This is a genomic window from Ruegeria lacuscaerulensis (assembly GCF_013034745.1).
Classification (GTDB): Bacteria; Pseudomonadota; Alphaproteobacteria; order Rhodobacterales; family Rhodobacteraceae; genus Ruegeria; species Ruegeria lacuscaerulensis_B.
The window spans coordinates 20,505-32,770 of sequence record NZ_WQGP01000004.1 but is presented as its reverse complement, the minus strand read 5'-3'; the positions used below and the strand labels follow the sequence as shown (position 1 = coordinate 32,770).

The 12,266-nt window shown below is 59.1% G+C and carries 13 protein-coding genes; 5 read left to right on the top strand and 8 right to left on the bottom strand.

Going from position 1 to position 12,266, the window contains the following annotated elements:
* The first annotated feature begins 24 nt into the window (after positions 1-24).
* Genes GOV79_RS08655 through GOV79_RS08635 form a run of 5 tightly spaced genes read left to right on the top strand, consistent with a single transcriptional unit; the run spans position 25 to position 4,231 of the window.
* Complete coding sequence (locus GOV79_RS08655; RefSeq protein WP_170789481.1) at positions 25-1,359, top strand: NAD(P)/FAD-dependent oxidoreductase; 1,335 nt, start codon at positions 25-27, stop codon at positions 1,357-1,359.
* Positions 1,310-1,855: a hypothetical protein gene (locus GOV79_RS08650; protein ID WP_170789480.1), complete on the top strand. Its 546-nt coding sequence runs from the start codon at positions 1,310-1,312 to the stop codon at positions 1,853-1,855. Before GOV79_RS08655 ends, GOV79_RS08650 begins: the two co-directional genes overlap by 50 nt.
* Entirely contained in the window at positions 1,855-3,078 is a 1,224-nt protein-coding gene (locus GOV79_RS08645) for an MFS transporter (protein ID WP_170789479.1), read from the top strand. Before GOV79_RS08650 ends, GOV79_RS08645 begins: the two co-directional genes overlap by 1 nt.
* Positions 3,075-3,692 carry a DUF3833 domain-containing protein gene (locus tag GOV79_RS08640; protein ID WP_170789478.1) on the top strand — a complete coding sequence of 206 codons (618 nt, stop codon included), beginning with the start codon at positions 3,075-3,077 and terminating at the stop codon, positions 3,690-3,692. Before GOV79_RS08645 ends, GOV79_RS08640 begins: the two co-directional genes overlap by 4 nt.
* Positions 3,689-4,231: a DUF3833 domain-containing protein gene (locus GOV79_RS08635; RefSeq protein ID WP_170789477.1), complete on the top strand. Its 543-nt coding sequence runs from the start codon at positions 3,689-3,691 to the stop codon at positions 4,229-4,231. The genes GOV79_RS08640 and GOV79_RS08635 overlap by 4 nt, the downstream gene beginning before the upstream one ends.
* A 52-nt stretch (positions 4,232-4,283) precedes the next feature.
* Here the strand turns inward: GOV79_RS08635 and GOV79_RS08630 are convergent, their stop codons facing one another.
* The 8 genes from GOV79_RS08630 to GOV79_RS08595 all read right to left on the bottom strand — a co-directional run bounded on the left by GOV79_RS08630 (position 4,284) and on the right by GOV79_RS08595 (position 12,265).
* Positions 4,284-5,297, bottom strand: coding sequence for a porin (locus GOV79_RS08630; RefSeq protein ID WP_170773006.1), 1,014 nt, complete (start codon positions 5,295-5,297; stop codon positions 4,284-4,286).
* A 341-nt stretch (positions 5,298-5,638) separates the two neighbouring features.
* Positions 5,639-6,805 (bottom strand): energy transducer TonB family protein, encoded by a 1,167-nt coding sequence (locus tag GOV79_RS08625; protein WP_170789476.1) that lies wholly within the window; start codon positions 6,803-6,805, stop codon positions 5,639-5,641.
* On the bottom strand, positions 6,802-7,179 hold the full coding sequence (locus GOV79_RS08620; RefSeq protein WP_170773010.1) for an ExbD/TolR family protein: 378 nt from the start codon (positions 7,177-7,179) through the stop codon (positions 6,802-6,804). The genes GOV79_RS08625 and GOV79_RS08620 overlap by 4 nt, the downstream gene beginning before the upstream one ends.
* Positions 7,176-7,502, bottom strand: a complete 327-nt coding sequence (locus GOV79_RS08615) for an ExbD/TolR family protein (RefSeq protein WP_170789475.1) — start codon at positions 7,500-7,502, stop codon at positions 7,176-7,178. Before GOV79_RS08615 ends, GOV79_RS08620 begins: the two co-directional genes overlap by 4 nt.
* Before the next feature lie 31 nt (positions 7,503-7,533).
* The gene (locus tag GOV79_RS08610; protein WP_170789474.1) at positions 7,534-8,193 is read right to left on the bottom strand and encodes a MotA/TolQ/ExbB proton channel family protein; all 660 of its coding nucleotides are present in this window, start codon (positions 8,191-8,193) and stop codon (positions 7,534-7,536) included.
* Positions 8,190-8,624, bottom strand: coding sequence for a hypothetical protein (locus GOV79_RS08605; RefSeq protein WP_170789473.1), 435 nt, complete (start codon positions 8,622-8,624; stop codon positions 8,190-8,192). Before GOV79_RS08605 ends, GOV79_RS08610 begins: the two co-directional genes overlap by 4 nt.
* Before the next feature lie 148 nt (positions 8,625-8,772).
* Positions 8,773-11,307 carry a glycoside hydrolase family 9 protein gene (locus tag GOV79_RS08600; protein WP_170789472.1) on the bottom strand — a complete coding sequence of 845 codons (2,535 nt, stop codon included), beginning with the start codon at positions 11,305-11,307 and terminating at the stop codon, positions 8,773-8,775.
* Between the two features lie 31 nt (positions 11,308-11,338).
* On the bottom strand, positions 11,339-12,265 hold the full coding sequence (locus tag GOV79_RS08595) for a glycosyltransferase family 2 protein (RefSeq protein WP_170789471.1): 927 nt from the start codon (positions 12,263-12,265) through the stop codon (positions 11,339-11,341).
* Position 12,266: the final 1 nt, after the last annotated feature.

Sequence of the window (12,266 nt, the reverse complement as noted above, 5' to 3'; positions counted from 1 at the left end):
AATACGTTACAGAACGAGGCTTGAATGTTCGACGAAACCCGGAGCGGTCGGAAAAAAATCGCAGTAATAGGCGCAGGCATCTCGGGTCTCTCCGCAGCTTACTACCTGTCAGAAAACAATGACGTAACCGTGTTTGAGGCCGAACCCCGGCTGGGCGGTCACGCGCGCACGGTTATGGCGGGAAAGAACGGCGATCAGCCGGTCGATACGGGTTTCATCGTATTCAACTACGTGACCTATCCTTATCTGACCGCCTTGTTTGATGAACTGAACGTGCCGGTTATCAAGTCGGAAATGAGCTTTGGAGCCACCATCGACAATGGCCGCATCGAATACGGGCTGAACAATCTGCGCACCCTGACCGCGCAGAAACGCAATCTTGCGCGCCCCGCATATTACAAGATGATCGCCGACATTCTGCGGTTCGGCAAAGAGGCCCCCGAGGCCGCACAAGACGACGACACCACGATCGGAGAGCTGGTGGATCAGCTGCGCCTTGGCCATTGGTTCCGCCACAATTACCTGATGCCCATGTGCGGCGCGATCTGGTCGACTCCGGTTGAGTTTGTGGATCAGTTCCCCGCCCGCTCGCTGGTACAGTTCTTTCGCAACCATGCGCTGCTGGCCAGTGGCCGCGCCAAGCAACATCAATGGTATACCGTAAAAGGCGGCAGCATCGAATACGTGCGTCGCATCGACGCCGCGCTGCGCGCGCGCGGGTGCGAGATCCGACTGGCCGCGCCGGTGGATCACGTGAAACGCGATGGCGACGGCGTTACCGTCCACAGCCAAGGGCATGCGGACCAGTTTGACGAGATCATCCTGGCGACCCACTCCGATCAATCGCTGGCTATTCTGGGTGACAGCGCGACCGAAGGCGAACGCGCCGCACTTGGTGCAATCCGGTATCAACCGAACACAGCGATCCTGCATTGCGACGAACGCCAGATGCCCCGTCGCCGTGCCTGCTGGTCCAGTTGGACCTATCGGTCGCAAGCCGGAAACGTAGGCGTAACCTATTGGATGAACCGTCTGCAGAACATTCCCGACAGCGATCCGCTGTTCGTGTCGCTGAACGCTTCATCGGAAATTCCCGCGGATAAAATCTATGATCAGGTGGAATTTGCGCACCCGGTCTTCGACAAAGCGGCCCTTAAGGCACAAGGGCAAATCCGCGCGATGCAGGGACAGAACCGAACTTGGTTTGCCGGCGCCTATAACAGGCACGGCTTTCACGAAGATGGGATTGCCAGCGCGATGCATGTGGTCGAGCGCTTGAACGGCACCCAACACACTTTCGGAGCTGACAATGAGACTGATGCAGAAAACGCAGCCATCGTGGCCTCGGCAAGCGTCTGACTTCTGTCGGGCGACGCTCTTGTCCTTGGCCCTGCTGGTGCCGGGCGGCCTGCTGGCCGCTACCGGACTGAATGAGCTTGACGATCCGCAACTGCGCGGCACGGCTACCTATCGCTATCTTGGGCTGCCGCTTTACAACGGGCGGCTTTTCACGCCGGGCGGCGGGGCGTTCGACTGGAACAAGGACTTCGCGCTGGAACTGCAATACCGTCGTAACGTGTCGAAAAAGGTGCTGATCAACTCGACCCTGGACGAGATGGACCGCATCGGGCGTCCCGCCCCTGTGCGTGATCAGCTTGAGGTCTGCTTCAAGGCCGTAAAAAAGGGCGATCGGTATCTGGCAGTTTCGGATGGGCCAAATGAGGTGTCCTTCTGGCTGAACGGCGCAAAAACCTGCACCATGCGCCATCCGGGCATCAAGCGCAGTTTCATGTCGGTGTTTCTGGGCGAGAAAAGCCGCTCGGCCGCGTTCACGCAGAAGCTCAAAGGTCAGTAATGCTGTATCCGAGGGTCAGCCTCTATGCGCTGATGCTCGCGGCGGCGGGCATCCCGCTTTACATCCACCTGCCGCGCTTTGCTGCCGTCAATCTGGGTATAGGGTTGGGGGTGATCGGGACGGTTCTATTGCTGATCCGCCTGATTGATCTGGTGCAGGATCCGCTGATCGGATGGGCCATCGACCGCTGGCCGGGGGCGCAGCTTGCATTCGCCGCTGCCGCCGCGCTTGGGTTGGCCATCGGGTTTCCCTTGCTGTTCGGTCTACCCGAAGGGGCAAGTATCCCTGCATTAGTGTCTGTGTTAATCCTTCTATTCTCTGCCTACAGCCTAGGCACGATTCTCCTCTATGGGCGCAGCGCTACGCTTGCCAAGCGAGCCGACGCCCAGGAATTGATGACCCTGGCTGCGTGGCGCGAGGGCGGGCAACTGACGGGCGTCATTCTGGCAGCCATCGCCCCGGCTGTGTTCGTAGCGCTTGGCGCCGGGGCGCAAGGCTATCCCGCTTTTGGGCTGTTTCTGGGGGTGCTGGCCCTTCTCGCCCTTGCGATGACCATTCCAATCTGGCGGCGCGCGCCGATCACCGGACAAGGGATATCTCTGGCGGGGCTTGGACAAGCTGGTGCGTTGCGTCTTTTGGTTCTGGCGCTGGTGAACAGCCTTCCTGTGGCCATCACCTCGACCCTGTTTCTGTTCTTTGTTGAAGACAAGCTGCAACTGCCGGGCAAAGCGGGCCCACTGCTGATCCTGTTTTTCCTCAGCGCAGGCGTCAGCGTTCCGCTTTGGGCGCGACTGAGCAAGCGAATTGGCCCGAAACAGACTCTGATCATAGCCATGCCCCTGTCTATCGCGGGCTTTATTGGGGCGGCCATGCTGTCGGCTGGAAACCTAACTGGTTTCGCTGCGATCTGCATAGCTTCGGGCGCGGCGTTGGGTGCCGATATGGTGGTGCTGCCTGCCATGTTCTCGGTTGTGCTGACGCGTGCAGGGCTGAATGCCTCAACCGCCTTTGGCATCTGGTCCTTTGCGGGCAAGCTGGGCCTTGCGCTGGCTGCTTTTTTCACCCTGCCGCTGCTGGAACGCAGCGGGTTCACTCCTGGTCAGGAGAACACGACCGAGGCGCTGAAAACGCTCACCCTCGCCTATGCCGTTCTTCCCTGCATCCTGAAACTCGGCGCGTTCGGACTGGTTCTGACGCTGCCTACTGAGGTCTCTGCCAAATGAAACTGCTTGTTGTTCTGCTTTTAGCCGTCTTGGCTCTGTTCGTCGCAAAGGGTCGATTTCTGAGCTTCCGATCGCAATCCCCCGCCGATTACGCTGGAACCGGCCCTGCATTCAAAATGAAAGAGAACCTGAACGGAGAGATCCTGTCCGAAGGTCTGATCTATGGCCCCAACGGCAAGATGACCAACAGCTTCGTCGCCCGCATGATTGGGGAATGGGACGGCAACACCGGGACGCTGACCGAGTACTTTACCTATTCCAACGGCAAACAGATGACACGTAAATGGTATCTAACACTGGGTGCCGGCAACACATTCACGGCCACAGCCGACGATATCGTAGGCGAAGGGCAAGGCACGATTTCGGGTTCGACCGTCAAACTGACCTATCGGATTATCCTGCCCGAGGACTCGGGCGGGCATACACTGGACGTTACAGATTGGATGTACCTGACCGAAAGCGGCGTGATAATGAATCGCTCGGAAATGCGCAAATTTGGCATCAAAGTCGCTGAACTCGTCGCCACAATGCGCCCCGCGCCTGAGGTCAAAGCCGCGCATCTGAACGGGGCCAACGGGTATGACTCAGACAGCGAAGCAAGGCCCCTGCAATGACCCTGCGCCGGTTTCTGATCACCTTACTTGCCATCGCTGGCGTCGCTGCGCTGGCGTCATGCTCGGCCAAACCGCGCGTGCCCAAGTCGTTCCTGTCAGACCGACAGTTGAACCTGGAAGAGTTCTTTGAGGGTAAAACCGTCGCCTATGGCCAATTTCAGGATGTTCTGGGCAATGTCCCACGCCGATTCACGGTGGATATCGACGGAACATGGGACGGCACAACCCTGACTCTGGTCGAAGATTTCGTCTATGATGACGGCGCGACCGAGCAGCGCATCTGGACCCTGACCAAAACCGGCGAGGATACTTGGACGGGCACGGCTCCGGGTGTGCTGGGTACGGCTAGCGGGATTGAACGCGGCGATACGTTCAATTGGAAATACAAGATCGATCTGCCGATCAAGGACGGCACCATGCGGGTGAATTTCAACGACTGGATGTGGTTGCTGACCGATGACCGGTTGCTGAACCGCGCCTATGTCTCGCGCTATGGTGTGCGCCTGGGCGAAGTCGTACTGTTCTTCGAAAAGAAATAGAAAAAGGGCAGGCGCAAGGGCCCGCCCCAAAATCAGAATTGCCTAGGTCGACTTAGAAGTTGAAGCGCGCACCAAAATCGGCACGGATAAAGCCATCTTCGTCGCCTTCTTTGATCTCGCCGATACCGCCGCGCAGCGATGCGCCGTTGCCCAGATCGTAGATTGCGCCAACACCGATGTTGCGCTCGTCATCATCCGCGTTGCCGTCACCATAAGCGACCAACAGCGTTGTCGCGGCTCCAACGTTATACGAGGCCGAGAAACCATAGGCGGTGCCATTCTCGGCATCGTCCGCGACGTCATCGTCAGCCAGGAACAAAGTACCGTAGAAATCACCCAATTCTGCACCAAGTGTCAGAACAGTAAGGCTTTCGTCGTCGCCATTCGCCAGATCTTTTTCACCATAGGCGACCGAAGCGGTAAAGGCGTCAAACGAGTATGACGCAAAAATATCCCAGCGGTCGGTGCTTTCATCAGACCCGTTCAGAGCAACAGTTTCCTGATCATATGAACCGCCAAAGCTCAGGTCGCCAAGCTGGTACTGAGCGAACACCGCGTTCGCGCCCGAACCCGTCGAACTGTATTCGAGGAACTCGTAGTTGACGCCAACATACTGACCCAGGAATTCTTCTAGGCCCGGTTCATTGCCGAAGTAGTCATCCAGGTTGTCAAACGAACCTGCCACGTTTCCGGCATCGACACGCAGCCCACCGTAGAGAACTGAGAAACGCGCGCCGTTCAGGCCCGCCTCAGTGGCTTCGCCATTGCCGTTGTCTTCGTCGGCTTGCAACCGGACGCGTGCCTGAAATTCAACGCCGCTGTCCGTTTCGACAATCCCGTCGATGTTCAGACGGAACCGCGAGATCAGGATCGTGTCGTCAGTGTCAACATTTGCAGTGTCCGTCGAGGTAACGACGCCACCAGCGGTGTTGAAATTGGTAACGTCGCCAGAGCGATCTTCTTCGTAGCCGATACCAAAGCGGGCGAAGCCGCTGAACTTTATTTCCGCCGAGGCGGCACCTGTGGCCGCAATCAGTGCAGTCGATGCGATGAGGAGTTTTTTCATGGTAAATCCATAAATTTCGAGAGGAGGATGGCCGCAAAGCTGCGCCCGACGCTCCTTTCGTGGATTTACAAAAAATACGCAATATGTAATTTTTGTCCAAATACCAGCATATCGTGCTCTGTTGCATCTATGCATCCATCTGCTTCTGGCGATGCAGCGGGTGTCCCCTATTTATGATGGTTTTGCGCATTCTCCAGACTGATAACGCAGCTGTGATCCACAAAAATCTTCCTGACTTCTTGCAAATCAATCGCGTCACCCATGTTGGAAAAATCAACCTGGCACCTTGGATGTTTGACCTGCCTTGCGACGGAAATCCGAATCGACGATTGGGCAAGGCGTCAATTGCTGGTGTAGAAGAAAGACAGCTTACGGCTTACGCCTCCCGGCGGTCGGGGGAAAGGTTCAGCGGCGCGTACCTGTTCGCGGGCAGCGCGGTCCACTTCGCGCGAGCCCGAGCTGTCGACCACTTCGACAAATTCCAGCGTGCCGTCGGGGTTGATCTGGAAAAACACCTGCGCGAACCCTCGGGCCGACACAAAGACAAGCGGTGCTCGGTTCAGATGCACCAGTACCTGCCCTTCGTAATTGGTTTCATTCGCATTGCCCGGCCCGCGACCGCCTGATCGCGTACCGCTATTGCCGGATGTGAACGCGTCGACGCCCCGGCGACGATAGGCCGTCAAAGGCGACTCGATCTCTTGTGCAGGGAAGCGCAGGTTGCTGAAATCACGTGCGCCGTTGGCGATACCCCGTCGTTGAGGAACAGGCTGACGTTCCGGGCGCTGCGGGCGGATCGAGGTTGTGACAGCCAATTCGGTCGGCGCGTCGTTTTCAACCGGCTCCAGCGCCGTTTCGGGCAAGTCAGGTTCAATCGCCTCACTTTCCAACGGAACAACCGGAATCGCCGTCGCCTCGGGAACTGGCGCAGCTTCAGTCGGGGGCAAAGCAGCCAGTTGTTCCTGCGCCGGCTCGACAGGCTGCGCCTCTTCCAGAGATTCAGTCGATTCTGCCGCAGCATCCGGATCGCCCTCGGGCGTTTCGGCACGTTCGGCCACCTCAACAGGCGGAGTTTCGTCGGCCTCTTCGCTGGCGGACTGATCGCCATCGGTCCCGTCTACACTTTCAGCCACGTTTGGCTCGACTGGTTCAGTGGCCTCGGGCTGCACGACTTCGGCCTCTCCCAGATCAGGGGCAAAACTTTCTTCGGGGTTGTCCGACGCGACCAGCGCCTCGCTGATGGGAACCTCGGGGGTTTCGGGAATCTCTTCTTCGACCGGCTCTTCCTCGGCGGGGGGCTCCGGCGCTTCAGCCTGTTCCGGCTCAACGGCTTCTTCAGCCTCCTCGGCGAGGTCTTCGAAACTACTGCCCAGCTCAACTGAGTTCTGCGCAGCCGCTTCGCTGCCGTCTTCGGCCAGTCGCGGCGCAGTATAGAGCAACCCCATCAGGTGCAGGATCAACGACACCAGAATGGCTACGACGGCGATGACCACCGAACCCCGGATCATTGCAGCGCCTTTTCCGTCACGACAAAGACAGAACTTGCCCCAAGGCGGCGAAGCTGGCCGGTGATTTCAATAAGCCGCGCGCCGGGGGCCTCGCGGTCCGGTACGATGCGGACGGCACCGGGTTCGCGCCCTTCCATATAAAGCTCGGGCAGAATGGCGTTGCCGCGAAAGCTGAGCGTTCCGTCCTTATGCAGCACCAGTGCATCCGGCGGCTCTCGCCCTTCCAGTTCCGAGGTGTTCACAAGTTCTAGGTCGGGGTCCAGAGGCGTAGCGATCGTTCCCGTGATCAGAAAGAAGATCAACATCAGGAACACGACATTGATCAAAGGAATCGTGGAGTCGCGCTTGCGACGCGGAGTACCTGAGCGGATCATTCCAGCACCAACACGCTGAGGTCTTCGCGCCCGCGCAGACGCACCAGCAAATCGACCAAACGTTGCGAAGTGGTGTCGGGATCAAGGCTGACCAGCACCTGCCCGGTCTCAATCTGTTCGGTCAGTTGGTCCAACGTGACCTCGGCCCCGTTCAGCGTCAGACGGTCGGGGCCAAGCTGAACGAACAACCGCTCGGTCTGTGTGTCCGAGGGCTGGCTGCCGCCAGTCGCATTGCTCAGCTCGACCTCGGCAAATTTCGAAAAGGTCGAGGTCAGCATGAAGAACAGCAGCAACAGAAAGATCACGTCGATGAGGGGGGTCATCGACAGGGGCCGCCGGACAAAGGGCGCGCGGTTACGCATGTCCGGGCGCGGCAGCCATGGTCTGAGGTGCGTCAGGCAGTGGAATTGCTTGACCAGGCACAAGAATGGTCCGCAGCGCCTTGTCGGCAAACACCCGTTCCCGCGCGGTGCGGCTTTCGAACCAGGACAGCACCATCGAGGTGGGCATCGCCACCGCCAGGCCGACAGCAGTGGTAATCAGCGCCACCCAGATCCCGCCTGCAAGCAACGACGGGTCAACGGACGAGCCCGCAGATTGCAGGCTCTGAAACGCTTCGATCATGCCCAGAACCGTCCCAAACAGACCCAAAAGCGGAGCCAACTGCGCCACGGTGTCCAGCAAGCGAAACCCACGTTCCAACCCGGCCAGGGCCAGACCGGCCTCGGCATCCAGACGCTGATCCAGGCCGGGGGTTTCTGGCGCGTCCATGGCCACCTCGACCAGCGGGGCCAGATAGCTGCGGCTTTTGGCCAGACGCGCGCGGGCGGTTTGTATGTCGCCATCATCCCATGCCGCCAGCGCCTGCGACAACACCCGGTGCCGCCCCACGCCCGAGGCTGCAAATTGCCAGAGTTTGTAAAGGGTCACCGCCAGCGTCACCACGGACATCGCAATCAGGATCGCAACAACCGGCCCGCCGAGTTCAAGGATCTGTTCTATTGCCTGTATCATCCCAACACCTCTGTATCGGTCCGGCTGCTCAGCGTCAGGGCCGCGTCACAGATCGGGCTGTCGGCACCATCTACAAGACAAGAGCTTGTGCCATTGAACAGCACCTGCCCCACCCCGGCGCAGGTGATACCGGTCAGATCGAACTGACGCACCCGCACGCGATCCTTTGGCATATCGCGGAATGAAAACAGCGTCAGACGCTCGACCGTACCTTCCGCATCGAAGATCACGGTCTGAAAGCTGGCCGTCTCAATCGCGGTGCCGGTGTCGTTTTGCACCACAAAGGTCAGCCGACAGGCCTCACCAGTATCTTGCATAGTGTTGAGTTCGATCTGCAATCCGCCCGTTTGGGCCTGATCAGATTGCGCCATCGCTGCAAAAGGCAAAGTGCCGATCAGAACAGCGGCAACTGTCCGACGGAGAAACAACATGCGCGTGCTCCTGATTTGTTTCTTGCGGTCCGAAGGCCTGCGACGTTCCGCCGACATTCAGTTACACATATCCAACACAGTCCGTAGGTGAAAGCCATCCCGACAGCTTTGTGATTTGACGCAAAGTTCCGCCACCGCGCCGCTCGAGTTACTGCGATGTGACCAGGGCGCAAGCCAGCAGCCATTCCAGCGCATTGGATTTCATCCCGTGTTCAGCCGTTATGGCGATGCTGCGGCTTTCGAATATCTGCCCATATATTGGCCAGTCGTCCTGATTGAATGGATAAATTGCACCCTCGACCTTTTTAAGTTCCCATTCGTTAAGCTTGCCACCCGCCACGCCAAAGCTGATCTGACCGGGAATGGTTTCATCACCATAGTGGTCAGTCAGCAAAGGGTCGGCAAAGCTGCGCTGACCCAGCCCCTGCACGAAACTGACATTGGCCGGGTTGCAACCCATCCCGAACCACATCCCCTCGACAGCCGCTTCGTATAATTCCGCAGGGATTTTGCCCGTTGCCGCGTATTGCAGCGCAATCTGCCCCGCCCGCCAGTTCGAGCCGGGGCCAAACCGCAGCCATCCCCGCCCCCAAACATACGAATCCGTGTTGTGAAGCCCGAAATCCTGACCCATCCGCTTGCCGTTCAGGGCGCGGTATTTGATCCAGTTTTCGATCGCGGCAACCAGCTTGGCATCCGTGGCCCGCCCTTCGCGCCCCGCCTTGACGTAGTCCAGAAAAGAATTGGCAAAAAACTCGGGTCGCACGCCCTCCAGCGGGGTCTCTGCACGGGGTTCGAACGGGTTGAAATCCTCGAAAACCTGCCGCGTGGCGGCATGGCCTGTTGCACGGTATAAGACCGAGGCCGAGGCGATGCGCGCCCGCGAGACATCGGCGCGCGGATCGCCCTGCCCGTCCTCATTTTCAGGCACCGGCTGTTGTTCTGCCCATAGCCAGGCGCGAAGTGCTTCGTCGATCAGCGCATCTCCAAGGGCTGCGTCCCCGCAAACCGTCTTGATCACATGGCCCAGCTTAGCGGCCCCATGGGCAAACCGATACGCAGCCCAGTCCTCTGGCGCATAGGCATACGTCACCTGAACCGGGTTCCACGAGACCGAGCCCAAAATCCCGCTGCTGGAATATTCAACGCCACCGATGATCCCGCCATCCGGCTGCTGCGTGCGCCGCCAGATCGAGGCCCCCCACAGCGCTTCGTGGATCAGATCTGGCAGTACGGTTTCGCCATCCCCCCGGTCCAGGTCATTCTTTCGAGCTGCAACATCACCATGCGCGAAAGGTTTTCCGCTTTCTGGCAGGTTCAGTGCCAAAGCGCGGATATGGGGGTAGGTCTCGACCAGATCGGCCATGTGATAGACCACGTTCATATGCTGGATACGGCGATCCCAGTCACCCGCATCGTGCCAACCGCCCCACGCCTCCGGGTTCGCAGTCATCTGGGACGCGTCGGGGTAGTCTTCGACCCCCAAGGCCTCGGCCTGTTGCGCCAGGGATTTCGCGGCCGAGGCCTTGCCATACCCTTCGCGCGTGTCACCCAGTTTGACGCCGGTCTGCCAGACGGTCAGCCCATCTTCGGGATGACCGTTGCGCGGGCGGGTGCGGCCTTCGCCATATGGATCTGTGATCGCGCAGCCTGATCTTTGGTGGAAATACCACCGCGCCGCCAGCCGCAACGCCCCGTCATAAACCCTTTGCGTCACATTGAACGGAAACGACTGCCCGACCCCGTCGACCTGAATGTAGTACGATCCGATGTGATCAAGGTCCGAGAAATCGGCCTCATATACATCGCAGCCATTATAGTTAAGGTCCTGCCCATGCGGCTCGGACCCCGGTTTGGCCAGTCGCAATCGCCCCGATCGCAGTTCGGCCCCGTCCTCAGTCGAGATCAGGCGCCAAACCGTCTGTTCAGACAACAGCGCATCGGTATTGCCGCCCTGATTGTTCATGTCATGACCCCACCAGCTTCCGACATAGGCCTTTTTAGGGCCTAGTATTGGATAGCCTTGCTGGCAGAGATGGATGGATTCGCTGAAAGTCTCGGCCTGTTTTCGCGCCGCGGTTTTGGTCACAGACGGCCCGTTCAACGAGACCGTCGCACCGTCGGGAATAACGCGGTCCAGCACAAAGGTCAGTTGGTGCCGCTTGGTGCTTTCCCATCGCCTGACACCAATGGCGCGCGTCGCAACAGGGGTGGTTTTTCGAAAAAGCGACCGGATCGTCGCGGGCTGGCCGTCGACCTGAACCTGCCATTGCGCGGGCTGGTCGGCCAAGGCGGCGGTCGGCGCCTCTTGAGGGCCTTGGCGAAAACCGCCTTTGCGGCTGCCCTTGGTTATCTGTGGCCATGGAGTAAAAAACTGCGGCTGTGTTTCGCTTTGACGACCCGAGAAATTGCCCTTTTCCCCGTTCAGCTTACCACGCGCGCCAAAGGCATTGCCCGTATCTAGGGTCCAATTAGCCCGGTCCTGCGCCGTCACGACAATGGGTTGCGGCAGGTCGAACATCGTATCCATCACCGTCAGTTGGACCACGCTATCGCCCAAAAAACCCACAACAGGGTCTGGTAGCTCGCCTGCTGCGACACTGGAAACCAGCGTGTGGGCAAAGGGCGCAGACAAGGCCAGAGCCGTTCCTTGCAGCAATACTGCGCGCCGTGTGAGTCCCATTGGCTGTATTCCTTGCTTCGATGCGACTGTTTTACACCCTACGATCAAGACTGCGAACAAAGCGCCAGATCAATTTTGGGCGAAACAGGCTGTCAGGATACATAATCACTCCGCGCAGCCCTTCCAACAAGGCCACAGGTTTGCGGCCATATTGGAACTGATTGCGGACATTGGACCAATAGCGGTCAATCTCACGCGCGCGCAGCAGACGCCGCAGCTGCGCGCCGAATTTCTGCTGCATTGCGGGATTCTTGGCGATCTTTTCGATGCAAGGCGCCATCTGGGTAAACCCCGTGTCGCGGGTCTGAAAATTCGCCCCGGTGGCCACCTGCCGATACAGCAACAGCGCAGGGCCCGGCACCACCTCAAACCGACCTTCCAGCGCGACGCGACTCCAGAACTCCCAATCCTCGCCGTTTTTTAGGCTGGTGTCATAGCCCCCGGCCTGTCGCGCTGCTTGCGTTCTGAGAGCCAGCGCGCCACCATTGACCACATAGTTCTTGCGCAACAGTGCCGCCAATTGATCCTGTTCGGGGATCAGCGCGCGATTATCCGCGCCGCGCAAATCTTCGCCGTCGACGTTGATCCGCTGAACGCCCGCAACGGCACCAACGGCGTCGCTGTTCGATAGCGATGCGTGGAACCGCTGCAACGCCTCAGAATGCAGCAGATCATCCGCATCCAGAAACAGAACAAACGCGCCACTGGCTTGTTCGAGCCCTAGATTGCGGGCGGCGCTGACGCCCTTTGCCGGGCCTGACACTGGCCGAAACCGGGCATCCTTCTGTGCGTAAGCATCGAAGATGCGTCGTGTGCCGTCGGTTGAGCCGTCGTCGATACAGATCACCTCGAACGCGGTTAGGGTTTGGCTGCTGACGCTGTCGAGCGTCGGCGTCACGAACCGTTCCATGTTGCGGGCGGGGATGATGATTGAAAACTCGGGCACGGGGTCGGTCATT